The organism is Pontibacillus sp. ABV4_188, assembly GCF_056311905.1.
The window spans coordinates 411056-437062 of record NZ_CM149975.1; the positions used below are offsets into that span (position 1 = coordinate 411056).

Consider the following 26007-nt stretch of genomic DNA (forward strand, 5'->3'; position numbering starts at 1 on the left):
TAAACTTTTTTCCTACAATAGAAACCACAATTACTGTCTACCGAAGCCATCGAAGGTCAGCCTTCTTTGGCTTTTTTGAACGCTTCTTTAACGATTTGTTTAACCTGTTTTCTTAAGTGGTAAGTATATCTAATCAGATGATAGCAAAACTGCGAGGGAAAAGGGTTGAGAGATATGGAAGAGAAGTCCGTTCAAGCTGAATTAGCGAGTTATACAGGAAAGCTTTTACGAGAGCATTATGGTAAAGGGCCAGCTTCTGTCTATGTGTCGATTAAGCATCCGTTTATAACATTTTATCTTCGTGATTTCCTCACACCAACAGAGCGTGTCCTTCGTAGCCAAGGTCACGATCAGAAGGTAGAAGAAACACGGGACCTTTTAATGAAAGACGTTTTACATGAACTGAAGGCCACGTTAACGGTTGTGGCGGACCTTCAAGTTGATAACTTATATTATGATTGGTCGTTGGAAAAACGTACGGGTATTATTCTCGGCGTCCTGTCAGAAGATCAGGCAAACAAGGATGAACACTTTTATGAATATCCGGCCAAAGATAAGCTGCATGAAGAGATTAACCGTGTAAGCCGACAAGTGGAAAAAGAGCCGGAAGAGACGAATTCACTTTATTTGAATGATCGAACACTCGTTATACAGCGCAAAGGAATCCTAGTTGATATTGAGAAAGAGCTGATTCATTCAGGCTATGAGCAGCCGCTTCGCTTAAGTAAGCGAAGGTTAGAGAAAGACATGCTCGACCGTCGACTCTATGAATCCATATTAGGTGTTTCAATTACCGATCTTTTTGTAGACTGGGATTTTCAGTTGGATCAAAGTTTTATAGTATTAATTGTTCAAAAGAATAAACCGATGTAGGTGGAAATGGGCTAGACTATAGAGCTAGACATAAGCCGAAAAGACGTCATGTGACGTCTTTTCGGCTTTTTTTTGTGGATAAAAGCGAAATGAAAGAAAAGGAGTAAGAAAACATGTTTGGATTTGCAGGTGTAATTAAATTAATTCTATCAGCATTTATTATATTGCCCGTTGTATCCATTATTAGGGAAGGGGGCTATTTAATTGCGAGTCATTTATTGGGGGCCAGCAGTTCTAAGGTAACAGTAGGGTGCGGCCCGAAGGTGTTTCATATAGGAGTCTTTGAAGTGAGACGTTATTATTTTATGTACAGTTGGTGTAGTTACGATTCTTTAAAATTTGATAAGAAATGGGCTCATATCATCATTTATTCTGCGCCCATATTAAGTAATATCATCGTAGCAATTGGAGTCAATGCGCTTCTTGCCATAGATGGGATCCCTATGGAATCGTTTTGGACACAATTTATCTTCTATGCGTTTTACTTTGTCTTATTCGATTTTCTTCCTGTGTATTACCCTGATGGTCAGCCTAGCAATGGAAGGGTAATCTATGACTTGATTCGTCATAATAAATTCCCTGATTTCGAAAAAGAAGGGGAGTAAGATATTTTTTCCAATGGACGACCTCTAATCTTCACTCCTTCGTCATATCATGTATAGATGAGTTGAGATAGGAGGGACATCAATGTGGAATCAGAATGGATATCATATGTATCCTTATTATCCTTTTCAAACTCCTTATTACTATGATGCCCGATTTGCTGGACAGGGAGGCTATGGAGCCGGGCAGCAACCCGTTTATTATGATGCGGCACAAGTTCCGTTATCATATGCTGACCAGCCTATAGAACAAGATGGGAATGAACCAGCCTATCGAGCTAGTTGGAAGTCATGGGAAGACCTTGGCTCTCCGCCGAGGGGAATGAAAGGAGCACCGGCAGTGGCTTCTTGGCAGGCCAATCGGTTGGATTGTTTCGTACGCGGGGACGATAATGCAATGTGGCATAAATGGTGGGATGGTTCCCGCTGGAGGGAATGGGAGAATCTTGGTGCACCGCGAGGAGGTCTCAGAAGCTATCCAGCTGCTGTTTCATGGGGGCAGAATCGCATTGACTGTTTTGTTCGGGGTCGAAATGAACGAATGTGGCACAAGTGGTGGGACGGTTCCCGCTGGAGCAACTGGGAGGACCTTGGCACACCACCAAGAGGCATGAAAGGCGCTCCGGCAGTGGCATCATGGCAATCGAACCGGTTAGATTGTTTTGTTCAAGGGGAAGATAACAATATGTGGCATAAGTGGTGGGATGGTTCTAGGTGGAGCGGTTGGGAAGATCTTGGTTCCCCTCAAGGAGGACTACGCGATGCCCCTGGTGCTGTGTCATGGGGGCCAAATCGAATTGACTGTTTCGTGCGTGGTCGCACGGATCAACTGTGGCATAAATGGTGGGACGGTTCCCGCTGGAGCAATTGGGAGAACCTTGGTGCTCCTCGAGGTGGATTTGAAAATGCACCAGCAGCTTCATCATGGTCTTCGAACCGAATCGACTGTTTCGTTCGAGGTGATAACAACAGTTTATGGAAGAAAACATGGAAAGGAACGAGATGGAGTAATTGGAAAGACCTCGGTGCCCCAAAAGGTGGCGTTCGATCAAGCCCTGCTGCAGTCTCCTGGGCAAGAAAGCGCGTGGACTGTTTCGTAAGAGGGCGAAACGATAACATGTGGCATAAGTGGTATTCATAGAAAAAGCCTGCATCTCTTCTATGAGGTGCAGGCTTTTCGCTTTTACTCAGATCCTCTATGAATCATCAGTTTTCATGTATAGGTATGATTTGTCCTCTAATCTCTCCTGCAAGGTTTTGCTCTGTATGCACATTTACATACGTTAATTCTTTTTTCATGCAATCGAGAAGGTCAGCAATGGAGTGAATGCCGACGTCGTTCTTGACAATGTCTTCATCTCTTAAAATCCCTTTTACGACACCTTTATGAGTGGAGATGCCGTTTTGGTTTGGTAATGTATCAAGATCTGCTCCAAATAAGAAAGCTACAACAGGACCATTTTGATCACGATTGCCAAAGTGGATATGGGCTTGAATGAAATTTTCGATATCTTCTACTTTTAGTACGAATTTAATTTTAGTGTCATGCTTATTTGCGACAAATTTTGCGAAGCCAAATGCTTGAGATTCAACTGGTGGAACTTCGTTTTTTCCTTTTAAGCGTGCTTTAAAATACTTTTCCATATCATCGCCTCCTGTAGTGAACGCTCTTATCTTATTCACTGGGCTCTGAATGGTGTTTGTATAAGGATATTTCCGTTTGATTTTATTGAGTGTAAGGTGGTTCGGGAAATCACTCGCTTTCCGCGGCGAGCTGGGAAGCCTCCTCAGTCGCTTTGCTCCTTCCGGGGTCTCCCCTAGGCTCCTATTGCCGCAGGAGTCTCGCAATTTCCCGAACCACCTTTGCCGAATATAGAAATAACGGAAAGGTGCCTATATACTGAATTTCAACTAAGCTGAAGGGCCACTCGTAAAAACTATAACTAGGGGGCGGGGAGACGTCTTATGCGTATCCTAGGAACCACGCCGATACATTTCTAGGTCGACGAGATCCTAAAAAGAGCGAGGGGGCTCAAAAAGAAAGAGTTTTTTTGTTTATATGCTCTTTAGAAGTAAGTCCACTTCTTCTCGTACGGCTGCCCATGCTTCTGTTTTTGTGTCGATCAGCATAAAGTGTTCGGCTTCTGTAAGTTCTACAAACTTCACAAATTCAGCTAGTTCTTCTGCGATGCGCTGGTATCGTGAGCTGATTCCAATAGGGACGTGTATATCTAGCGCTCCGTGAATCAGTACGTGCGGAACGTTAAAAGGTAGCAGTTCAAGCGGTGAGGCGGCTTTTAGTCGTTCGGGTACTTCTTTAGGGCTGCCTTTTAATAAATCGCCAACAGGGTTGTTTGGTTCAGCTCCTATAGACGTATCTCTGAAATGGTGAACGTCGTGCATTGTTTCAAGATCGACTACACCTGCAAGGCTCATAGCTCCTGCTACAGAATGGGGGTGTTCTACATAAAGATCACTTGTTGCCTCAATCTTATGGCGCCCTGCGAGCCACATGGCTAAATGGCCGCCAGCTGAATGACCAATGGTAATGGTTTTGGTAGTATCTAGATTATATTCTTTGGAAAGCTCAAGTACGTAATCGAAAGCGGCCCCTACGTCTAAAAGGGTATTAGGCCAAGCTCCATCATCTTGTCCAACGCGACGATATTCAATATTCCAAGTAGCGAAGCCTTGAGCGGTTAGGTCTTCCGCAACATCATGCATAAGGCCTAACTGGAACTGTTCTTTCCAAAAGCCTCCGTGTATAACAACTGCAACGGGATGTGGGCCTTCTCCTTCTGGAAGTCTAATTTCTCCAAATTGGTCTTTTTTGTCTCCGTAGAAAATCTTATCCATCATAACACCTCAGTAGTCTTTTTCTATAAAGGTATTATCTCATAGATGAATAAGCAAAAGAAAAAGTGTTTCTGGAACAAAAGATTTAATTTTCTGATTACTTGTTGACTTTCCTTTTCTTTCAAGATAAGTTAGTAAGTAGAGAATATAACAATAAAAATAAATCCGAAAATTTAGTGCAATACGTTTTGGTTCTGTCTACCTGGTTTTAGGAATGATTCTGAGTAAAGATGGGGGAAGATACATGATTTTGCACAAAAATGAAAGCGCTTCAAAAAGTGATATGGAACAAGTGCAGCTAGATGGTCTGAAGACTACTGTTCAACGGGTTTACGAGAATGTTCCGTTTTACCGGGAACAATTTGATGCACTAGGGCTGAAGCCGAGTGATATAGAAACAGTTGAGGATGTTCAGAAGTTACCTTTTTTGCAGAAGAAGGATCTTCGTGCTCATTATCCGTTTGGTTTATTTGCGGTAGATCGTAGTGAACTTGTGCGTCTACACGCTTCTTCTGGGACAAGCGGAAAGCCAACGGTCGTTGGATATACAAAAAAGGACATACAAATGTGGTCTGATCTTGTAGCTCGTGCAATTTCATTAGCGGGTGGCAGAAAAGGTGAGGTCCTCCACAATGCTTATGGGTACGGTTTATTTACAGGTGGACTTGGTCTCCATTTTGGGAGTGAAGAGTTAGGGATGGCTACTGTTCCTGTCTCAGGGGGCAATACTGAACGTCAGATTACGTTGATTGAGGATTTCAAGCCAACGGTGATTTGTGGTACTCCTTCGTATATGTTGAATATTGCAGAGCGCATGGAGCTTATGGGGAAGGATCCAAAAGCTACGTCCTTAAAATATGGTATTTTCGGAGCTGAGCCATGGTCTGAAGAGATGAGGCGCACTCTTGAGGAGAAATTTGATATTAAAGCGTGTGATATTTACGGTCTAAGTGAAGTGTTGGGGCCTGGTGTGGCTATGGAATGTCATGAAGCCCAAGATGGTCTTCATATTGCTGAGGATCATTTCCTTGTTGAGGTTATTGATCCTGAAACGATGCAGCCAGTGCCAGATGGGGAAGACGGAGAGCTTGTTTTTACAAGCTTAACGAAAGAGGCCTTTCCTGTTATTCGTTACCGTACAGGTGACATCGCTTCGATTACGCGTGAACCTTGTGCTTGTGGACGTACGACGACGCGCATGTCGAGGGTGAAAGGTCGAATTGATGACATGCTCATTATAAGGGGAGTAAATGTTTTTCCTTCTGAGATTGAACATTTTTTATTACAGGTAAAAGGAATTGTTCCTCATTATCAGCTTCATTTAATGCGTAAGGGAAGTATGCAACAAGTTGAATTGCAGGTCGAAGTTGATGAAGCGTTCTATGGGAGTGTCGGAGAGAATCTGAAGCATGAGAAGTGTGTGACCTTATCAAAGCAAATCAGAGCCATTATGAAGAATAACTGTCTCGTCTCTGTAGATGTTCGTGTGAACAAACCAAATTCAATTCCTCGTTCTGAGGGGAAAGCAGTTCGGGTTGTAGAGCAGATGATGAGTTAGGAATAGAGTTTATTAAAAAAGCCTAAATCGTATTTACGATTTAGGCTTTTTAGATTTTATAAGATTTTACTTAAGAAGGATTGAGTTCTAGGGTTCTGAGGATTATCAAAGATTTGTGAAGGAGATCCTTCTTCCATAATAATCCCCTCGTCCATAAAGAGGACGCGGTCACCTACTTCGCGCGCGAATCCCATTTCGTGGGTAACAACAACCATCGTCATCCCTTCAACGGCAAGGTCTTTCATAACTTGAAGAACGTCTCCAACCAGCTCTGGATCAAGAGCAGAGGTTGGCTCATCAAAGAGCATGACTTTTGGATTCATGGCAAGAGAACGAGCAATGGCCACACGCTGTTTCTGACCGCCTGATAAACTCTCGGGGTAGACGTTTGCTTTGTCACCAAGCCCGACTTTATCAAGAAGAGCCTGTCCTTCTTTATCCGCTTCACTTTTAGATAAGCCTTTTACTCTAATAGGAGCTAATGAGATGTTCTCTAATACAGTTTTGTGAGGAAATAGATTGAAGTGCTGAAACACCATCCCTACTTGGGAACGTACAGCATTAATATCCACTTTCGGGTCTGTTAAGACATCTCCATCAATCTCAATCTCACCAGAGGTGACCTCTTCTAAAAGATTGAGGCATCTTAAGAACGTACTCTTTCCTGAACCTGAGGGACCGATTACACAAACTACTTCACTTTCCTCAACGTTCGCGTCAATTCCTTTTAAGACTTCTGTTTTACCAAACGATTTGTGTAGATCTTTTACAGTAATCATTTATACGTCCAGCTTCCTTTCTAATCTTCTTAAGAAAAATGAGGCAGGGATTGTGATACATAAGTATAAGAAACAGACCACAATTAGCGTCTGAAATGGGGAATACGTTATGTTGTAATATTGTTTTCCGAGATATAAAAGCTCACCAATGGCGATAACGGAAAATAAAGAGGTATCTTTCAAACTAATTACAAATTGGTTTCCAAGAGGAGGAATCATTCGTTTGAAAGCCTGTGGCCATATGATAAGGCGCATTGTCTCCCGCTCACTTAACCCGAGTGCACGTCCTGCTTCACGTTGTCCTTTATCAATAGAGTGTACCGTACCACGGACGATTTCGGCAATATAAGCGCCGGCATTTATAGCAATTGCAATGATAGCGGTTGGAAGTGCTCCGATGTTAAAGCCGATAATATCTTCTGTGAGTCCTGAATAGATAAAAAGAATTTGAGCAAGCATTGGAGTACCGCGAACAATTTCTACAAACCAAAGGGAGGGTATGTTGATGATCTTTTTCTTGGATAATCTCCCTAGGCCTACGATGGCTCCAATGATAAAGCCAAAGAATAAACCAGCTAATGTAATCCCTATGGTAAGTATGAGTCCTTCAGGGAAGATGGCTTGAAAACTTCGAATGTAATGAGAATCCATAATAGCATCAAACATTGTTTAATCGCTCCTTAATTAAGTACGAAATAGAAAAGCGCAACAAGCTCATAACTTGTCGCGCTTTCTGTTGTGCCTTCTAAGGTGTTATGAACCTAAGTGATTTCTATTACTCTGGTTTTTTCCCGAAATACTTTTCATAGATTTCGTCGTAAGTTCCGTTTTCCTTCAGAGTAGCAAGCGCTTCGTTAACAGGTTCTACAAGGTCTGAACCTTTCTCCATAGCAATTCCGTAAGACTCACCTTGTAGGGTTTCACCAACCGTTTTCAATTCTCCCTCGCCGCTTTCTTGAATGTAGAATTCAACGTTTGGCTTATCATATAAAGATGCATCAACGCGACCATTCCGAACGTCCATATAAGCGTTAATAATTTGAGGGAAAGCTTTTATATTCGCCTCTGTATTTTCTTTTAAGTATGCTTCGCTAGTTGTCCCTGTCTTAACGCCGACTTCTTTTCCATCGACATCATCAATCGATTTAATCTCTTCGTTATCACTTTGAACCATTAAAATTAAACCTGAGTCATAATAAGGGTCTGAGAAATCAATACTTTCCTTACGTTCTTCTGTGATAGAGATACCAGCAATGGCAAGTGGGTAGCGCCCGGACTGCATTCCAGTAATGAGTCCATCAAACTGCATGGATTTAAATTCAACGTTAAAGCCGGCTTCATCTGCAATAGCCTTCATTAAATCAATATCAAAGCCTTTCATTTCTCCAGTATCTGGATCTTTATATTCAAAAGGCTTAAAGTTTGCATCTGTGGCAACTGTGTATGTCTCTTTTTCTCCAGAGTCACCGCTGTCCCCATTATCTCCGTTTGTAGCATCCCCACTAGAGTCCGATGAGGATCCACATGCTGCGAGTACAGCAATTGATAGAATTGTGATAAAAAGTGCAAATAAACGTTTCACCTAATTGACATCCCCTTCCAATTATATGAGTCTGTCTAACAGTATCTCATAATAGTCAGAAAATTTAAATTTCGGTAAGGGTTGATAGTTTATAGAAAAGTCTGAAAATTAGAGGTGTGTTATATATACTGTCTTTATGCTTAAAATAGCTTTTAATTATTCGGGTTTGCTCGTCATTATTCATGATTTGTAGGTTTATGTGCTATTTTAAGAGAGTTAAATCGGCTATTTTGGGGGATGATGTAGAACTTTCATGGAAATTAACTGATATATAATTAGGAGAATAAAAGAAAAAGCAGCTCTCTGAGGGAGGCTGCTTTTTCTTTTAGATATACATATGGGCTTCTGGTCAATCTAGTTCTGTAGAAAAGTTGTCTGCGCTTTTCATGAGATCTAGCTCCGGCTCCTAGCCCCTAGCGTCATAAGCAATCTACCTCCAGTCTGCTGCGCAGACTTACAGTAGCTTGCTTATGCGTACGGGGCTGAACAGTCGCCTGCGCTTTTCATGTGATCCAGCTCCGGGGGCTAGAGGCTAGCGAGATAAGCAATCTACCTGCAGTGACTAGCGTCACTTCCGGCAGCTTGCTTATCCGTACGGCCCTGACCACCCCGCCTGTGCTTTTCATGAGATCTAGCTCCGGCGGGGAAGGGCTAGCGAGATAAGCAATCTACTTCCAGTCTGCTACGCAGACTTACAGTAGCTTGCTTATCCGTACGCCCTTGACCACCCCGCCTGCGCTTTTCTTTAAACCCACGTATAGTCCTCTCCCCAACTCTCTTTTGCTAGTTGTTTAACCTGGTTGATGATGTGGGGTTCTACTGCGTAGGCGTCGCCTTGTTCGTATGGGTTGTAGTGGAAGGCGTATAGGCGTGATGTGAATTCGTGGAAGGGTAGGGAGCATTCGCCTTCTTGTTCGCCGTTGTCCATGACGCTTGGTTCGATATTTTGTCCCCAGTTCTGGGAGCTGTCGTTATTTGGATTGTAGAAATACACCCGGTACTGATCATTTGGATCTTTGGCGATTCTTATGATAGAGACCGCGTGGAATCCGAGTAATTTACCTCTTACATTGGTAATGAAAATTCCAACTGGGTTTGGGTAGATTAGTTCATAGTCATCGTTATAATCAGGGTGGTGGGTGGCATAGAATAGGCGGACGAAGCCAGAGAAGTCGTTGATAAACCCTGTGAGTGGGTCGATCACGGTACTAAAGCCTCTAGACACCCAATCCCCATAGAAAGCCGGGTTTACCCAGCGGTGGCCATCTTCTCCGCGAAGGGCGACTTTCGTCATCATTTCACTATAGATTCGGTCAAGGTGAGGGACAAGAACGAGTGATACTGGATCAAGTTCTGTGTGCAACTCAGGTGCTAGCCCTCCTGTTAAATCTTTTGAATGAATCGGGAGGCCTTCGAATGTGAAATCAATATCTCCATCACGTGCCGCGCGTGGGATTAACTCAAGTAGCATACCAGGTGCATGCTGTGCCCATAGGCTAATGCCACGAGCTGCTTGGCATGTTGGGTTGAATCCCTGTCCCACTCCTAGTGGCTGGCCAAGAACGCTAATAACACCAGCGACCAGTATGCTGTTCGCTGTCATTCCTTCTCCGTTTCGAACCGTTTTCAACAGCGCGGTTCGGACATCAGGGAGGATATCCAACTCTATTAATCTTCTCAAGCCAGGCATAACCGGAGAAGAGGATAAAACGCCACGTTCAAGCATCAAGGCTAATCCATAAATGGACTGGCAGGTCGCAGGAAAGATCGCGACCTTAATTAATTGGGTAACCATGTCCTGGTGTTCTTCAAAGTTTGCCTTTCCTTTTCCGTTTAGTTGAAGTGCATACGGTATAAGAGTAGGGATCTTCTTAGAGAGTACCCTTAAAAGAGTCGCATGGTGCGGACAGGTTAGGCCGGTTTTCCTCATTGATGTGGCCATAGCAACGCACTCAGAACGTAATTCTTGTTGGGATAACTCTCGTAGCCGGCTTCTGTATATGCTTAAGTCTCTGTACTGTTTGCTGAGAGGGGAAGGGCCTTCAATGGCTTCTATATAAGTGAGAAGCGATTCTCTCTCATCATATTCCAAGTCTGACTTTAGCATTTCTTTCCCCATTCGAATCATGGAGACAACGCGCTTGATCATAATAGGGCGCTGAGCTGTAATTCTTGTAATCTCAGACACGAGGGTTTTGGTTAAAGCATTGGTAGATAAGTAGCTTGCGATAAATTGAAACACTTCGCTTGTTAAGTCATCGTTTTCGTGTTTTTCAATGCGCGCACTCTCACTAGCGTCAGGGAATAGGAGATTTAAATTTAAAGCTAATACCTCGTTCAAAAACTCCTCGGCCATTTCGGCTGAAATCTTTGGATGAGTATAGGCCCCTTTAGCGATCGCTAGCATTCGTAATTCGCTTAAGATCTCAATAATCATCGGTACCCCTTTTGCCTTTAAGGAGCCTGAAACAAGAGGGGGCTGTAAGTTTTCAGCCTTTTCCCAAGGGCCATCTTGGAAGACGCCTATGTCTTCAAACTGGTGAGCAAAGTGAAATAACTGCTCAAGCCCATCTTCTGTTCGAAGAAGGCGATTGGCTTCTTGATAAACGTCCGTTTGGTATCTTGACTTTGCAAAAGGTGCAGCTTTTTCTAAAGCTTGTAAAGCATGCGTGAAACGTTCGACTAAATCTTCAGTACGTTGAGCCATATCTACTCTCCCTTTACTTTTAGAAACTTAACGGTAGAAATTATATTCTTCGTACAACTGTAGTAATCGACGCATTTCTTCGCTGTCATCTCCGTGGAAGAAAATCGTTCCATAATGATTGCCAAAGCCGATTCGCTCCGCTACTTTTCCTTGAGGAGGGGTGAATAGGTCGTGCTTTTCAAAAAACGGATGTTCCTCAAGTTCTTCCGGAATGTTCAACTCTTGTACGTAATCGGTTTGCGGATGAACCATCAAGCATCCTGCGTAACCTTCAAAATCAGACGGATTAGGGAAGAAGAGTTCTAGTTCTTCATCCGTTGTGTTTGGATCGCTGCATAGAATTTGAGCTTCATACGCACTAAATCCATACGCTTTTTCTATCAGGTCAAAGATATGTCCACCTGGAACCCGTGCAGCGACTTCTCCGAAGTGAAGTGTACCATCAGGCGTTATAAAATATTCCGGATGAATGACGCCATACTCAATTTCGAATGCATCAACGAGCTTTTGAACAGCTTTTTCGATGAGTGGACGCTTCTCTTCTAATGAAGGAGAGGCGGGAACGAAATTGGAATAGCCCAGGCGAATATATTCGGTAATGTTTAAGAAACGGACTTTCCCTTTATGGACAAAAGCTTCACATGAAAATTCTTGACCGTCTAAGTGACTCTCCATAAGTAGGGGGAAGTCCTGATCTTGAAGTTTCTCAACATCTTCTACTGTGTTGATAGCCAAATGGCCGACAGATCCTGCTTTATCAAGAGGCTTAACGTGAATTGGATCGTATACGTCCCCGTCAATCTTAAGTAGGGCTTCATTTACTCGCTTTAAGAACCATTTCACATCTTCAATTGAGCGAGCCTCTTCAAATACGCCGACTTTAATACCGGCAATTTGAGCTTTTCGCTTCATCATTCCTTTGTCTCGTAGCAATAAGGATCTGTTGAAGATTCTTGGTTCTTCTCGAAAACGGGCATTTAATGCCCCGGCCCATTCTACACATTCTTCGTAAAGAGGCACGGCTAGTTCAGCACCTAGTGCTTTTAACTTCTTATACAATAAGTCAGACCCTTCATTTAGCTTATGAAAGTCCCAGCCAACAAAGGCTATATCATGTTTTTCCGCATATGATTCAAAATCTGGAGGGCCAACTACAACAAATGGTCGGTTCAGTCGATTCGCTGCTTCAATAGCAGGTAAACTCCAACCGATTAAGGCAGTTAAATAGGGCTTTGTTCTTTCCTTTAAATCTGTTTCTTGTGTAGATGATTCTCTTTCTAATTGATCAAGTTCCATATAAATCGCTCCTTTTAATCAATAAATGATGAAACGTCTGTGGAGAAGCATGATGATTGCCAGATTAAATGAGGGTGGAGTGTAGTGTTAATTTAAACGTATCATAACTCGTGAAAAGAGTAAGCGCTTTATAGCTGATTCGACAAAACTAGTGTCTATTCTACAAGGATTTGATGAACCTTTACCGAACAATTGTGTTTTCATGTTAGATTTGGTAATTTGAACGTACAACAATGAAGTGTAGAAGGTGAACGTATGTATTTATCTATACAAGAAACAGCGGAGTACTTAGAGTTGCCAGCGGAATATATTGAAAAGCTTGTAAGAATGGGGCGAATTCGTTCTATATTTGATGGTGAACACTATCTGATTAACCAAAATCAGTTTACAAGCCATTTTGAACAAGTGGAGAAATATCGCCAATATATACAAGACTACTTAAATGAACCACTCCCGGAAGATCCAGACATTAAGGATGAGGATTAATGTGGGAGAGGCCCATCTAGAAAGGGAGCTTTATATTGAAAGAGATCTATAGTGAAGTGCTGCAGTATAGAGGGACGCATTATGACTTTGGCTATAAACAAGGGGAATTGTTAAAGAATTCATTAACTGTGCGAAACAGAGAGAAGCAGTGGAAGATCCGAAAACCTCGCTTCACGGTTGAGGAAGAGGAAGTGAAGAATGCTATTAAGCGGTTTGCCCCTGGTATTTGGGATGAATTACTAGGGCTTAGAGATGCTCTTGATTGGACGATGGATAAGGTGATGATGGAGTTTGGCGGGTATCGCGTAGAATATGTGAAATCGGGCTGTTCCATTTTAACCGGCGATGGTTACATGATTCGTAACTACGACTACCAGCCTAAAACATACGAAGGTCGGTACGTCTTCTACCAGCCAACAGATGGAGGTTACGCGATAGCAGGCCCCTCCCAGCGCGTTACAGGCAGAATGGATGGTATTAATGAGAAAGGGTTAGCACTAGGGTATAACTTTATGCATCGTAAGAAGCCGGGGAATGGATTTATTTGTTGTATGATTGGTCGTTTAATACTTGAATCGTGTGCAAATGTCGATGAAGCCGTTGCGATGCTTAAAGAAATCCCTCATCGTCATTCCTTCAGTTACATCGTTTATGATGGCAAAGGCGAGACCTATGTTGTAGAAACATCTCCAAGAGGTGTCGAGGTGCGCCAATCGAACGTATGCACGAACCATTTCGAAATTATGAAACAGGAGAACCGGAATTACTTAAAAGATTCTGAGCGTCGTATAGATGTGATCAATGAGGAGAAAGGGAAGCTCTCTAGTGGGTACGAGGCGTTTCGACTTATGAATGATTCTGATCGAGGTGTCTTCTCAAAGCAGTATCGGAACTGGGCAGGAACGATTCATACCTCCGCCTACTTCCCGAAGAGTCTTACAGCCTGGATGGCCCTTGGCGGTGACAGAGAACCTGTCGAATTTGACTTTGCTGACTGGTTGCAAGGAAATGACCTGGACATCTCCCGCATCTATGGCGAAGTCGACACTGACTTGCCATTTGTCCATATGGACGAAAACGCACGCTAATAAAGAAGGGCCACCTAAAAAGGTGGCCCTTGTTTATGCAATATTAAGGTAGGGGTGGTCCTCTACCATATTGGGGATAGGGCTTGCTGTGGGACAACTCGCTTTCCTGCGGGGAGCTGGTAAGCCTCCTCCTTCGCTGACGCTCCGTCCGGGGTCTTACCTAGGCTCCTCACCCCGCGGGAGTCTCGTCGTCCCACAGCAAGCCCTGACGTGAGTTGGATGAACGGACCGCTTATTACAGGTGATCTTAAGCCCCTCTCCTCCCATATATGGCAAGTTTCCGTCTCTCCTTTTTTGGTGAAGGTGGGCCTGGAAATTGCGAGACTCCTGCGGGAGAGAGAGCTAGACGAGATCCCGCAGAGAGCGAAGCGAACGAGGAAGCTCGACAGCTCGCCCGCGGAAAGCGAGTGATTTCCAGGCCCACCTTATGCTCTACTAAAGCCGACGGAAACGTTCCTCAAACAATTGCGGATGCATTAAGCGTCTGAGCGGTGGGCGATTACTTCTACTTCGACTTTAACGTCTTTGGGCAGACGACTGACTTCAATGGCAGCTCGTGCTGGGTAAGGTTCTTGAAGGAAGCTGGCATAGATTTCATTTACCGTTTGGAAGTCTTCCATAGAAGCAAGATAAATATTCGCTTTAGCAATATGCGCGTAGTTAAGGCCTGCTTCTTCTAGGATCGCTCCAACGTTCTTCATCACTTGTGTCGTTTGTTCGCTCACATCGTCTGAAACAATTTCCATCGTGCTAGGGTTTAGTGGGATTTGTCCCGATACGAATACGATCTGTCCAAGGTCAATTGCCTGAGAGTAAGGGCCGATTGCTTCTGGTGCGTTGTTTGTTGAAATTGCTTTAACCATTTTGAAAAAACTCCTTTACTATTTAATGGGACATTATGTAAGGGAGTCCGCCCTATAATGAAGACCTCATTATTCATAAAAAGTCTAATGGTCATGCATAAAAGCGATGTCCACTTTATATAATGAGGATACAAAAGTTGATAAAAGCTTGCGTAGCAAGTAAGCCTATCATATCATATATTATCAGAAAATTTTAACGATCGAAAAAAATAGGTGCTTACCACTTTACTTCGCTAATGAGATCATGTATGATTTGGGATAACATAAAATTCAAATAGCGATAAACTTCTTATCCAGAGAGGCGGAGGGACTGGCCCTTTGATGCCCGGCAACCATCCAGTCGATGTATACAATCGACGAGAACGGTGCCAATTCCTGCAGGAACAATATGTTCTTGGAAGATGAGAGGATCGTACGGATATACACTTACGAGCCCTTTCTTGGATAAAAGAGAGGGCTCTTCTATATGTAAGAGGCCGTGATCGTACTCTCGAAGAAAGAAGTGTCGTTTTAAGAAAGGAAGAGATGAGAATGGCAACAGCAGTATTTGCAGCAGGATGTTTTTGGGGAGTAGAGGCTTATTTTGAACGAATTAAAGGTGTGAAAGCGACGCGCGTTGGGTTCATGGGAGGCACGGTTGCAAACCCTTCTTACCAACAAGTGAAAGCAGGGGGAACGGGTCATGCGGAAGCAACGAAAGTTGAATTTGATCCAAGCGTGATTTCCTATAGTGAACTTGTAGACCATTTCTTTGAATGTCACAATCCTACTCAACGTAATCGTCAAGGTGAAGACGTTGGTTCTCAGTATCGTTCCGTTATCTTTGCCACAGAAGACCAACAAGCGATTGCAGTTGATAAGATCACGGAATGGAACAACAAAGGCATCTTCAAGAGTGAGATTGTTACAGAAGTTAATGAAGTTACAGACTTCTACGATGCTGAAGAGTACCATCAGAAGTATCTTCAGAAGAATGGCTCTGTTTCTTGCGGAATTGGCTAAGACAGCCTGACTTGTATTTATTGAAAACATATGATACTTTAATTTTAATGCCACCTCGTAATCGATACGACTGCGGGAACTTAACCATCCGTTTGAGGTGGCAGGTTACATACTCATTCAAAAAGGCGATACAAAGCGTTATTCATAACGTTTCGTATCGCTTTTTTCTTTGTCTAGCTTAATTTTTGTTAAAGCTAGGATAATAAAGCATGTAGCTGCAACTGCATAACAAATCAGCGTAAACCATGTGGTATTTTCAAAATACCCAATGATCGCAAATGTAAGTCCAACTATAAATAGAAAAGTAGTCTTCACTTGCTCACCTTCCTTTAACTTGTTCTTTTAGCATCTATTCTTAGACGGTGTCGTTTGTACTTAGGTTTCCTTTTATGTAAGGTATATATAAATAGGCGTCGTCGTATTCCATGAACTGACTTGAACGGAAGAAGAGGGAGTTATTCCAGGTAAGGAAAAGGTGTTAGAAATAACAACTCCGCTATAGTCAGGCAGTGTTATTGAAAGTTCTCTCATAGCTTTGGTATATAGGTAACAATAAATAAGGTCGAATTGATCAGGGGAAACGGTAAGGAAATCTTTTTTAATGACAACTACATTAGAGACCCCTCTAACACGAACCATTCCTTTCATATAAATGAATGGGATGAAGGATGTTTCATAGGCGTACACTTTAGCACTTTTAAATTCTTTTGCAAAAGCAAAAGCCATTGTTCCCCATCCAGCTCCAAAATCAGCAATTGTAGAAGGATCGTATGGTTTTGCTTGTCTTATAACTTCTTGCTTCACGCTTAGTTGGGTAGGGGTTGGGGTGATTCCGTTGGTTATGGAGCTAATCATTAATGATACAAAAATAAATGTAACAATAGCTAATAGGATAAGGGTTACTGTATTAGAGATCATAGAAGAGGAATTCCTTTCTAACTATATCATAATTTGTGTTCTACAAAATTTGCCATATTCTCTTAATTGTACGCTCTAAGCTGTCGATAAAAAGAAAAAGACATCTTCTGGAGGTACAGTATTTATGAATGTTACGGAAATGCGTTTACAAGATGTAAAAAAGAAAAATGTGTTGATGACCTCGACATATAGTGTAGCTATGTTGTCAGCGCTATCCTTATCTTTACAAGATGGGGCTCTTTTTCGCTCGTCGATTTATGGAACGGAGTTGGCATTGTTTTGGATTTTGCTCTTTGTTCTTCAACGTGTCTTACATAAACCAAGAATCTTTTCTTACGTGGCAGTGAGTATGCCGATCATTGGTTACGGATTATTAATCTATGTAGAAGGTGGTTCTCTTTCAGGTGACTTAATTTTACTGTTTATTGCTGTCTTCTCGGCCGTTCAATTGGATCGTAAAACGTTCGCGTTTGGGTATATCTTTGGATTAGCTACTTTAATTGCTAGTCATTCTTGGCCTAACCCAGAACAAGCTGATTTGATGAGTACAATCTTCCCGTCTATAACCTTAATCTATGTGTTAATGGGAGTCATATTAGGTGTGATGACCTATTTGGCCGAGCGGACATTTAAGAAACTTGAAACCATTCTTGATACCACTGAACAGGAGCGTGAGGCTCAAGCTAAACAGAAGGAAAAACTTGAGAAGGAGGCTACACTCATTGCGGAGAACATTTCCCGTGTTAATGATCAAGTGCAGATAAACGTTCAGGCACAAGGGGAAATGAAAACTGCCGTTCAAGAGGTGTCAGCTGGTGGTCAAAGTCAAAGCGAGCAAATTGCAGATATCTCAGAACATGCTCAGAGTACCATGACAACGATCACTCATATGAAAGAGTCACTAACCGTTCTTCAATCAGAAACGAATCAAGCGACTGAAGAGATTAATGGAGGCCAACAACGAATTTCCCATCTTGAAATGGAAATGAATGATCTAAGAAAAGTTATTCGCATGCTCAATGATACATTTAGTATTTTAACAGGGAAAATAAAAGAAACGAATCAATTTACTGAAGATATCCAGCAGATTACAGAACAGACGAACCTGCTTGCTCTTAATGCTTCGATTGAAGCAGCACGAGCTGGTGAAGCAGGGAAAGGTTTTTCAGTAGTAGCTGAAGAAATTCGGAAGTTAGCAGAGGTGACAGGGCAGTCAGCTAAGAAGATTACTACTAATCTCGGGGAGTTAAATGATAGCAATGCAGAAGCATTAAGTCAGATGAACACAGGTAGTGAAAAGCTAGATGAAAGTGTAGAAACCATGAACGAGGTCATTTCTTCGTTTGAACGTATTCAATCATCCTTACGCAATGTCGAGGAGCGCACAGAGGAATGCAACACGATAAGCGGGGATGTTGAAGATCGATCTCGCCAGGTAGAAGCAGCTACAAGTGAACTAGCTGCTATAATTGAGCAAGCTTCAGCGAGCATGGAAGAAATGAGCGCAACGATAGAGAGCCTAAATGAAGATAGTGAGAAGATCGGTGCTTATATTAATGACACATCGACAAGTGCTAAGCAACTTATATCTCTATAAGGGGATATACCCCTATGAGCATATTGGGAGTATCGTCCCTTCTCTTGTGGTACACTACGAGTAATTGATTATAGGTTAGGTGGTGTACTTATGAAACACGTTCAAACAATGGAAGAAATTCATACAACGATTGGACAAGATGGATTGAATATCTTGTATATATCAAGGCCGGGGTGTTCCGTGTGCCATGCCCTCTTACCGCAAATTGACGAAGTGTTAGAGAAGTATCCTGCCGTTCAGGCTGTGCACGCGGATGCAGATGAAATTCCTGCAATAGCGGGGGAGTTTTCTATATTTACAGTACCTGTCGTAATGGTTTACGCAGATGGGAAAGAGCAATTCCGTAAAGCCCGTTTCGTACCTGTGGATGAATTCGAAGAGCAGCTTGCGAAGCTAAATCGTCTTATTAATGAATAATTGAAGAGCCTCGTTCATTCCTATTAAGAATGGACGAGTTTTTTTATTCTGGAAAATGGAATTACTGAGTAAAGAAGTCTATCTTTATCTTTCCTTCTTCAACATACATCCATGATAAAATACTAATAAAATAGAAGGTGACTGAGGATTCCTCTGTGAAAACTAGGTAAATTCTAGGATGAAAGAGGTAATACTAGAAGGCGTCACGAAGATAATGAAGAGAGGATTGATCTTGCATGATTTACGCACTTTTTGCAGTGGTAGCCCTTTTCTTAGCGTATATGATTATTCGTACGGACCGAAAGCGAGAAGAGGTTAAGGAAGAGGGAAATAAGTCCATCATTAGCCATTATATCGTTATGGAAATAGAAGATGAAAAGCAATTTGAAGAGTCATTTCAGCCTTTGAAAGATCTTTCTGAGAAGTATTCATGGTTTGAGCCTGGCCATTTTCTTTGTAGAGTTGATCAGTACGGGGATCACTATGAGGAAACGTGGGAGGGGCTACTTCGAAACACTAGCTACAATAAGGAACATGAGCCGTACTACCTGTTCTTCGAGCATAAGATTCACGCAGTAACTCAAACTGATTTACCGTGGAAAGCATTGGTTTTTGAGACGGCTAGTCTTGAGGAAGCGAAGCAGTTCGTGAGTGGTTACGGTCGTTTGAAATAGGTTTACGATCTCCTGTAATGCGGTAATTTGTAAGAAAAAGGTTACCGGAGGTGGGCGATATGCCTTGGGATACAAATGATTATCCAAGTTCATTAAAGAATTTAGACACACCAATAAGAAAGAAAGCAATTGATATAGCTAATGCGATGTTAGATGATGGGTATGACGAAGACCGAGCTATTCCAATTGCGACGGAACAAGCGAAAGAATGGTATGACAATGCAAGTGAGAAAGAAGTGAATCAGGTGAAACAGATGAGTGATCAGGAGTTAAAGAGTCGTGATGATCAAGACAAGCAATCTGATCCTCGCCCTGAACTTCTTGAAAAAGGGGAGCATGTCGTCGCTCACGAAGACGGATGGGCCGTTCAAACAGAGCAGGCCAAAAAGCCTTCTGACGTGTTTGAAAAGAAGCAAGATGCTATTGACCGTGCTAAAGAGATCGCTCAAAACAAAGGAACGAAAATCATCATTCATAAGAAAGACGGCAGTATTCAAGAACAAACATCATACGACTCATAATTACCTAAGCTGTCTCATACAACAAGGATGGGACAGCTTTATTTTAAATCTGGCAAAGAGACTAGAATTTATACTTAATAGAGGAGAGGTTGACATATGAAACAGAATTACTCCATTGATGAGTTTATTCGGAAGACAAAACAGGATGAATCGGAGAATGATTACTTTGAGTTAGAAACCCCTCGTATGCTTGAGGTTAATTTAAATGGTGATGTGTGGGCGAAGATGGGGTCTATGATTTCCTATAATGGTTCGATTCGATTTGAACGTGAAGGCATCCTTGAACATGGAATCGGTAAGATGTTTAAGAAAGCTTTCTCAGGAGAAGGTGCTTCTCTTATGAAGGCAGATGGTAATGGCAAGCTTTATTTAGCCGATCAGGGGAAGAAGATTACCATTCTTCATCTGAATAATGAAGCCATCACGGTGAATGGAAATGACCTTCTTGCTTTTGAACCTGGAATCGAGTGGGATATTAAGTTGATGAAAAAAGTGGCTGGCATGATGTCTGGAGGGCTTTTTAATATTCGATTAGAAGGTCGGGGACTTGTAGCCATAACCTCTCACTACGAGCCATTAACCCTTTTAGTTACACCGGATCAACCTGTTATGACGGACCCTAACGCCACTGTGGCTTGGTCTGGACATTTGCAACCTGAGTTTAAAACCGATGTTACGCTGAAGAGTTTCTTCGGACGTGGAAGTGGAGAGTCTATTCAAATGAAGTTCTCTGGTGAAGGATTTGTGATCGTGCAACCATTTGAAGAAGTCTACTATTCTCAATCTAGCCAATAAGGAAATCATCGCTGCTACGCCAAGTATGTTTCAGGCTCTATTCGTTCATACTGTTAGAAAAAGGCGAGGAGTGGCAGAGGTGAAACACCAACTGAAACGGATTGAGCGCAGTGCCAATCGAAAAGCTGAACACAAGCTCGTAGGCGTAAGTGTTGGGGAACGTGACGAATGGTTATGGACAGCTTTTGTAAAGAGAGGGAACGTTGGCTGGGTATTTGTATCAAGCCGCCCAAAAATGATAAATAGCAGAGAAGTAGAATGGAAGAGTCAACAAACGGTTCCCTCAGATGTAAACCGATTCATATCGGAATTGGCACAAAAAGTCGATGCATTGTTTAAAGTAAATGAAGTCTCATAATAAAAGCGACCTTCCTTAAACGAGGGAGGTCGCTTTTTGTGCGTGATATTTTTTTATAGGCTTGAACCTTATTCGCTAGCACGCGATTCATCTTGAAATACGCCTTTATGTGCTCCGTCACAAAAAGGTTTGCTATTAGATAATCCACACCTACATAGGGAGCACCCTTTTTTTGTGGTGAATTCTTTTCCTGTCGCATCTTTAAGTGTAAAGTCCCCTGTTACAAACAATGGCCCGTTGTCTCTAACTTTGATAACCGATATCTCAATCTCCTCCTTTTTGTCACTATATGTTGATGGGCTAACTTTTACGACAGTTTAAGCACATTATCCAAATGGGCGAATACACTAATGTAAACGCGTTCAGTTAGGGGGGCGGGCTACTATGTCTATTAAGCGATTCCCGGTATTGGTTCAAACGGATAACGGTGAAAAATGGGGGTATATTGACCGTAAAGGCGATATTAAAATAGAGCCTAAGTATTCGTATGCACGGGATTTTCAGAATAATGGCTTAGCAGTAGTGGAAGTAGACCAGCGAAGTGGAGTTATTAATATAAAAGGCGATTATGTTGTTGAACCCATCTATGAATTTATTACTGAATTCAGTGAAGGGCGAGCTTCTGTCTCTAATAATAATGGATTTCAGGTAATTAATGAGAAAGGGACGATCCTTACATCTAAAGCCTACTCATACATCGGAGCGTACCAAAATGGTTTAGCTTTATTTAGTGAAGAGAAAGAGGGAACGACGTATTATGGTTATTTAAATAATCAAGGGCAAGAAGCAATTCCAGCTCAATACTTGTCTGGTGACCCATTTAAGGATGCTAGGGCAGTTGTGCAGGTGAAGGAGAATCAGTACGCTTTAATTAACCGAGATGGGAATATTTTTCAAAGCTATTATTACCCCTATGTTGGTAATTATGGCGAAGGGATGCTAGCCTTCCAACAAGATAAGGGTGGTAAATACGGTTACATTAACGAAAGAGGTCGAGTGGTCATTGATCCTTCTTACGATTATGTGCAGGCTTTTAAAGAAGGTCGTGCTGTTGTAACCGTCGCTGAAGATTATATCTTTCGGTATGGTCTAATTGATTCAAAGGGTAAACAAATTTTACAGCCTGTTTACGATGACATCAATCGGTTGGGGGAAAAGAGGATTGCAATAGGCAAAGCGATTGTCCCTGAGCAACCGTATCTTGGGAGTAAATATGCCATCGGTGATTTAAATGGAGCCCTTTTATCGCCATTTCGTTATCAAAATGTATTGGATTATGAGAAAGGATTGGCATCGGCTCATGATGATGAGAATACATTCTTCCTCAATCGAAAAGGAAACATAGCGCAAAACAAACCCGTCTTACCGGGGCAGGGTACACTCTCGTTACAAGGTCCTCTAATCAAAGCTACAATTGACTATGAACTTCTCTATTTAACACAAGAAGGGGAAGTGATTTGGAGGCCAAAGAGGACGATACGACTGAATAACCAGTTTCGAGTTTTGAAGATGAAGTACAAACCAAATATTGATTATCTCGTCTACTACCCTGTCGTAAGAGGGATGGATGATACGAATATTCAAAAAGAAGTCAATCAAACCTTGAAAGAGATGTCACAGGTTAAGGAAATCCCAAAAGAAGAGAAGCTTGAATATAGCTATTTCGGTGATTTCGCGATTGATTATTTCCATAAAGATCTTGTTGTCATCGAGTTAAACGGATCACAATATTATTTTGGAGCTGCTCATCCAATGCCAACGAAACTGCATGCTAACCTGAACCTAGTTGATGGTACTTTTTATCAACTGTCGGATCTTTTCAAAGAAGGTAGTCCGTATACTGAAGTGCTAACGAAGCTAGTTAATGAACAGATAAAAGAACAGACTGACTCTTACTATTTTGAAGATGTAGATGTGAAAGTGGCTGCGGATCAGCCCTTTTATGTGAATGATACATCTTTGTTCTTGTATTATGCTCCTTACGAGATCGCCCCTTATGTAGCAGGCTTCCCAACGTTTGAAATACCATTTGAGCAAATCAGCGAACTTATTGATTATAATGGGTCCTTCTGGAGGTCCTTCCATAGTAATATGACCAACTAAGGTTTTTACCTTTGTTGGTCTTTTTTTGTTCTCTCTTCAAGAATAGAGCGGGAATATGGAAGATTCGAAGTTAGGAGAATGTTTCCGTTTGCTTTAATTGAGTCTAAGGTGGGCCTGGAAACCACTCGCTTTCCTGTGGGGAGCTGGTGAGCCTCCTCACCCGGCAGAGCCGGGCTCCGGGGTCTCACCTAGATGGGAAAGTGCAGGCGTGGTGCCTAGGACCGTACGGATAAGGCAGCTTTTTGGAAAAGGCGTTTAGCCTTTGTAAAAAAAGATGACTTATCACGCTAGGTCCTCCACGCCGGAACTAGACTAGGCTCTTCTGCCCACGGGAGTCTCGCAGTTTCCAGGCCCACCTTTGCCATATATGGTGTAACGGAAACATGCCATATAAAGTGTGATCAAATCTCCTGATGAGAACTGCGGGGCCGTTCACCTCTTTAAAGCCAGGGTTTGCTCGGGGACTGCGAGACTCCCGCGGGGTATGGAGCCTAGGGAAGACCCCGCAGAGAGCGAAAGCGAACGAGGAGGCTTCCCAGCTCCCCGCAGGAAAGCGAGTTGTCCCCGAGCAAACCCAACCACTCAACAAGCATAACGGTCCCTTTCAGCTAAAATATCTCAGCTTCGGGTGTTCTATCTCCAAAAGGAGTCTTATACGAAACAAGTAAAAATCAACAGAGCCTGTTTTGAGGTTTTTGTCGAATGGTAGCGAATAACCGAAAATACCCTCGAATCTATACAAACTTTTACTTATTTAGTATATGATGAGAGTACTATTATACGTGAACTTGATGTGAAAGAACTACGCGGTCAAGGAAAAGAGAGGGATGTGTGTGGTTCAAACTGAAAAGGTTGAAGAGCACTTTCTCATAGACGAGTGCTTAGAAATGTTTAGTGTATCGGGGAATTGGCTGTGTCTATTGAACGAGGGTAAAGATGAGGTACGAGCTAATAAGGAATTCGTGGAGTTGTTCAAGTTAGGTGGCTATGTGATAGATCGTGAGGCGTTGTTGGGTATGTTTGATGAAGCGGCAATTAGTGCGCTTGAAGAAGATGCCCTTACTACTCCTTTGAAAATTGTTATGACAAATTCTGATGGTGTTCGCGTAGAAGGGGTTATGAAGAGGCTCTCTGCTAATTGGATTATGGTTACAGGTCAGTCGCCTTTGATTAAGCCAGTTAATGAGAATCATCAACTTGATAGCCAATCAGGAGCTGTTCCTGCTTCGCAGTCTGTGGATCATTTCATGACGTGGCTTTCATTAATTGATGAACAAATGAATCATCAAACCTTAACCTCTAAAAGTGTAGAACAGTTGCTTGAAAGGCCGAAGGGTAGTCCATTTGTATACAATCGCTTGAAAGAAGTTGTTGAGCATATTCCTCATGGATTTGCAGTCATCAGTAGAGATTGGGAGCTCTTGTACATTAATCCTACTCTAGAAGAGATGCTCGGTAGCTCTTCAGAAACGTTATGTCACCGTAATCTGCGGGAAGTCTTTCCTGAAGATCTTTATCACAACTATTATTTGCATTATAAGGAAGCTTTTCAATACAATCACGTTGTGAAATTTCAGGATTATCTTTATGGGGAAGGGAAGGTGGTGGATGTTACCGCTTATCCTTCTAATAATGAACTAACTGTATTTATTCAAGATATTACAGAGGTAAATACGTATATCCATGCCTTGCAAGAAACTGAGGAACGTTTTTCTTTGCTTGCCGACAACATAAATGAGGCATTTTGGGTGTTGTCTGCCAACTATGATACATGGGAGTATATGAGCCCAACTTTCGAATCCATTTTTGGTATGTCTATGGCCGTGGCTGAGAAAGATTATAATGCATGGATGGATCAGGTCCATGTGGGGGATAGGGACCGGGTTGTAAGATCTTTCCGCCAAATGAGAGCTGACAAGGTTGCTTGTGAATACCGCTTTGAGTATGAGCCGGGGGTGTGGAAGTGGATTCGTACGAAGGGGTATCCCATTGAGAAGGATGAAAAGGTCAAGATTGTTGGGGTTCATGAAGATATCACGGATATTAAAGAAAAAGATGAACTTATCGCTCGGTCTGAGCAATTTGAGACGATTACACGGGTTGCTGCAGGAATCGCGCATGAGATTAAGAATCCACTCACGTCTATCAAAGGCTTCTTACAATTGATGATGTCAGGAGAAGCGAGTAATGGACAATATGGGGACATCGTTTTCTCTGAATTATCGCGTATTGAATCGATTGTGAATGAATTTATGTTGTTAGCTAAGCCAGAACAAGAGGTTGAGCTTGAAGATACAAATCTTATTGATATTATCCATTATGTTCTTGCTTTATTTCGAGCTCAATGTCGACAGGGTGGTATTAAAGTAACAACTGATTTTGATGCAGCCATTCCAGATCTTCCTTCAGATCCGAAGCGTCTTAAACAAATCTTTATTAATGTTATAAAAAATGCAATTGAAGCTATGGAAGGTCCTGGTGAACTTTCAGTGGTCGGAATGTATAAAGCTGATTTGGATAATGTTGTAATATGTATATCCGATAGCGGAAAAGGGATTGAGCCAGAGAAGATTAAGAGAATCGGAGAGCCATTCTTCACCACAAAGGAGAAGGGAACAGGTCTTGGTATGATGGTCACAACTAAGTTCGTTGAGAGTTTAGGTGGGACGATCCGATACAAAAGCAAAATCGATGATGGTACAACAGTTACGATTACATTACCAGTCTTGCATTCAGAATAAAAAATCGGAGCACCTTTAAGGGGCTCCGATTTTTTTGCCATAGGCTCTGTTCAGGGGCCGTCACGTTTAAGAGTGCTTGGGCTTGCTCGGGGACAACTCGCTTCCCGCGGGAGTCTCGCAGTCCCCGAGCAAGCCTTGTCTGTATGGTAGGTGAACGGCCCCACAGTTCGCCTCAGTAGGTCTGTTGTTAT

Annotated in this window: 26 protein-coding genes and 1 riboswitch; of the genes, 15 read left to right on the top strand and 11 right to left on the bottom strand. The window is 42.4% G+C overall.

Annotated features, from left to right (window positions below):
* The first annotated feature begins 174 nt into the window (after positions 1-174).
* From ACYX4O_RS02200 to ACYX4O_RS02210, 3 genes are all read left to right on the top strand, one after another.
* Positions 175-873, top strand: a complete 699-nt coding sequence (locus tag ACYX4O_RS02200) for a Na-translocating system protein MpsC family protein (RefSeq protein WP_476356981.1) — start codon at positions 175-177, stop codon at positions 871-873.
* A gap of 113 nt (positions 874-986) precedes the next feature.
* Positions 987-1478, top strand: coding sequence for a hypothetical protein (locus ACYX4O_RS02205; RefSeq protein WP_476354185.1), 492 nt, complete (start codon positions 987-989; stop codon positions 1476-1478).
* An 82-nt stretch (positions 1479-1560) separates the two neighbouring features.
* A complete protein-coding gene (locus ACYX4O_RS02210; RefSeq protein WP_476354187.1) occupies positions 1561-2616 on the top strand; it encodes a PLL family lectin in 1056 nt (351 codons plus the stop codon).
* Positions 2617-2681: 65 nt separating this feature from the next.
* On the opposite strand, the gene ACYX4O_RS02215 is transcribed toward ACYX4O_RS02210, so the two are convergent.
* Positions 2682-3119 carry a CHRD domain-containing protein gene (locus ACYX4O_RS02215; protein WP_476354189.1) on the bottom strand — a complete coding sequence of 146 codons (438 nt, stop codon included), beginning with the start codon at positions 3117-3119 and terminating at the stop codon, positions 2682-2684.
* 411 nt (positions 3120-3530) lie between these two features.
* Positions 3531-4334, bottom strand: a complete 804-nt coding sequence (locus ACYX4O_RS02220; protein WP_476354190.1) for an alpha/beta fold hydrolase — start codon at positions 4332-4334, stop codon at positions 3531-3533.
* Between the two features lie 241 nt (positions 4335-4575).
* On the opposite strand from ACYX4O_RS02220, the gene ACYX4O_RS02225 reads away from it, so the two are divergent.
* Positions 4576-5889 (top strand): phenylacetate--CoA ligase family protein, encoded by a 1314-nt coding sequence (locus ACYX4O_RS02225; RefSeq protein ID WP_476354192.1) that lies wholly within the window; start codon positions 4576-4578, stop codon positions 5887-5889.
* Positions 5890-5945: 56 nt separating this feature from the next.
* On the opposite strand, the gene ACYX4O_RS02230 is transcribed toward ACYX4O_RS02225, so the two are convergent.
* The 5 genes from ACYX4O_RS02230 to ACYX4O_RS02250 form a co-directional block, all read right to left on the bottom strand.
* Complete coding sequence (locus ACYX4O_RS02230) at positions 5946-6668, bottom strand: amino acid ABC transporter ATP-binding protein (RefSeq protein ID WP_476354194.1); 723 nt, start codon at positions 6666-6668, stop codon at positions 5946-5948.
* Complete coding sequence (locus tag ACYX4O_RS02235) at positions 6669-7334, bottom strand: amino acid ABC transporter permease (RefSeq protein ID WP_476354196.1); 666 nt, start codon at positions 7332-7334, stop codon at positions 6669-6671. It lies immediately after the preceding gene.
* 109 nt (positions 7335-7443) lie between these two features.
* Complete coding sequence (locus ACYX4O_RS02240) at positions 7444-8250, bottom strand: glutamine ABC transporter substrate-binding protein (RefSeq protein ID WP_476354198.1); 807 nt, start codon at positions 8248-8250, stop codon at positions 7444-7446.
* 745 nt (positions 8251-8995) lie between these two features.
* Positions 8996-10957, bottom strand: coding sequence for a hypothetical protein (locus ACYX4O_RS02245; RefSeq protein ID WP_476354200.1), 1962 nt, complete (start codon positions 10955-10957; stop codon positions 8996-8998).
* A gap of 27 nt (positions 10958-10984) precedes the next feature.
* The gene (locus ACYX4O_RS02250; protein WP_476354202.1) at positions 10985-12253 is read right to left on the bottom strand and encodes an ATP-grasp domain-containing protein; all 1269 of its coding nucleotides are present in this window, start codon (positions 12251-12253) and stop codon (positions 10985-10987) included.
* 255 nt (positions 12254-12508) lie between these two features.
* Here ACYX4O_RS02250 and ACYX4O_RS02255 point away from each other — a divergent pair, with 255 nt between their 5' ends.
* Positions 12509-12739 carry an excisionase family DNA-binding protein gene (locus tag ACYX4O_RS02255; protein WP_188655852.1) on the top strand — a complete coding sequence of 77 codons (231 nt, stop codon included), beginning with the start codon at positions 12509-12511 and terminating at the stop codon, positions 12737-12739.
* Positions 12740-12774: 35 nt separating this feature from the next.
* Positions 12775-13827 carry a C45 family autoproteolytic acyltransferase/hydolase gene (locus ACYX4O_RS02260; protein ID WP_476354204.1) on the top strand — a complete coding sequence of 351 codons (1053 nt, stop codon included), beginning with the start codon at positions 12775-12777 and terminating at the stop codon, positions 13825-13827.
* Between the two features lie 476 nt (positions 13828-14303).
* Here ACYX4O_RS02260 and ACYX4O_RS02265 read toward each other — a convergent pair whose 3' ends face one another.
* A complete protein-coding gene (locus tag ACYX4O_RS02265; protein ID WP_476354206.1) occupies positions 14304-14690 on the bottom strand; it encodes a RidA family protein in 387 nt (128 codons plus the stop codon).
* 286 nt (positions 14691-14976) lie between these two features.
* Positions 14977-15098: riboswitch (SAM riboswitch) on the top strand.
* 123 nt (positions 15099-15221) lie between these two features.
* Between ACYX4O_RS02265 and msrA the strand changes: the two genes are divergently transcribed.
* A complete protein-coding gene (gene msrA, locus ACYX4O_RS02270) occupies positions 15222-15692 on the top strand; it encodes a peptide-methionine (S)-S-oxide reductase MsrA (protein WP_476354208.1) in 471 nt (156 codons plus the stop codon).
* A 138-nt stretch (positions 15693-15830) separates the two neighbouring features.
* Here msrA and ACYX4O_RS02275 read toward each other — a convergent pair whose 3' ends face one another.
* Entirely contained in the window at positions 15831-16007 is a 177-nt protein-coding gene (locus tag ACYX4O_RS02275; protein ID WP_476354210.1) for a hypothetical protein, read from the bottom strand.
* A gap of 72 nt (positions 16008-16079) precedes the next feature.
* The gene (locus ACYX4O_RS02280; RefSeq protein ID WP_476354212.1) at positions 16080-16610 is read right to left on the bottom strand and encodes a hypothetical protein; all 531 of its coding nucleotides are present in this window, start codon (positions 16608-16610) and stop codon (positions 16080-16082) included.
* 124 nt (positions 16611-16734) lie between these two features.
* On the opposite strand from ACYX4O_RS02280, the gene ACYX4O_RS02285 reads away from it, so the two are divergent.
* The 6 genes from ACYX4O_RS02285 to ACYX4O_RS02310 all read left to right on the top strand — a co-directional run bounded on the left by ACYX4O_RS02285 (position 16735) and on the right by ACYX4O_RS02310 (position 20972).
* Positions 16735-18207, top strand: a complete 1473-nt coding sequence (locus ACYX4O_RS02285) for a methyl-accepting chemotaxis protein (protein ID WP_476354214.1) — start codon at positions 16735-16737, stop codon at positions 18205-18207.
* 90 nt (positions 18208-18297) lie between these two features.
* Positions 18298-18624, top strand: coding sequence for a thioredoxin family protein (locus tag ACYX4O_RS02290; protein ID WP_476354216.1), 327 nt, complete (start codon positions 18298-18300; stop codon positions 18622-18624).
* 236 nt (positions 18625-18860) lie between these two features.
* The gene (locus tag ACYX4O_RS02295) at positions 18861-19298 is read left to right on the top strand and encodes a hypothetical protein (RefSeq protein ID WP_476354218.1); all 438 of its coding nucleotides are present in this window, start codon (positions 18861-18863) and stop codon (positions 19296-19298) included.
* A gap of 59 nt (positions 19299-19357) precedes the next feature.
* Positions 19358-19819 (top strand): DUF2188 domain-containing protein, encoded by a 462-nt coding sequence (locus tag ACYX4O_RS02300; RefSeq protein ID WP_476354220.1) that lies wholly within the window; start codon positions 19358-19360, stop codon positions 19817-19819.
* Between the two features lie 96 nt (positions 19820-19915).
* A complete protein-coding gene (locus tag ACYX4O_RS02305; protein WP_476354222.1) occupies positions 19916-20614 on the top strand; it encodes an AIM24 family protein in 699 nt (232 codons plus the stop codon).
* Entirely contained in the window at positions 20580-20972 is a 393-nt protein-coding gene (locus ACYX4O_RS02310) for a hypothetical protein (RefSeq protein ID WP_476354224.1), read from the top strand. Before ACYX4O_RS02305 ends, ACYX4O_RS02310 begins: the two co-directional genes overlap by 35 nt.
* Positions 20973-21040: 68 nt before the next feature.
* Here the strand turns inward: ACYX4O_RS02310 and ACYX4O_RS02315 are convergent, their stop codons facing one another.
* Positions 21041-21202, bottom strand: a complete 162-nt coding sequence (locus ACYX4O_RS02315) for a CDGSH iron-sulfur domain-containing protein (protein ID WP_476354226.1) — start codon at positions 21200-21202, stop codon at positions 21041-21043.
* A gap of 154 nt (positions 21203-21356) precedes the next feature.
* On the opposite strand from ACYX4O_RS02315, the gene ACYX4O_RS02320 reads away from it, so the two are divergent.
* Positions 21357-23075 carry a WG repeat-containing protein gene (locus tag ACYX4O_RS02320; RefSeq protein ID WP_476354228.1) on the top strand — a complete coding sequence of 573 codons (1719 nt, stop codon included), beginning with the start codon at positions 21357-21359 and terminating at the stop codon, positions 23073-23075.
* Between the two features lie 833 nt (positions 23076-23908).
* Positions 23909-25816: an ATP-binding protein gene (locus tag ACYX4O_RS02325; RefSeq protein ID WP_476354230.1), complete on the top strand. Its 1908-nt coding sequence runs from the start codon at positions 23909-23911 to the stop codon at positions 25814-25816.
* The last annotated feature ends 191 nt before the right edge of the window (positions 25817-26007 follow it).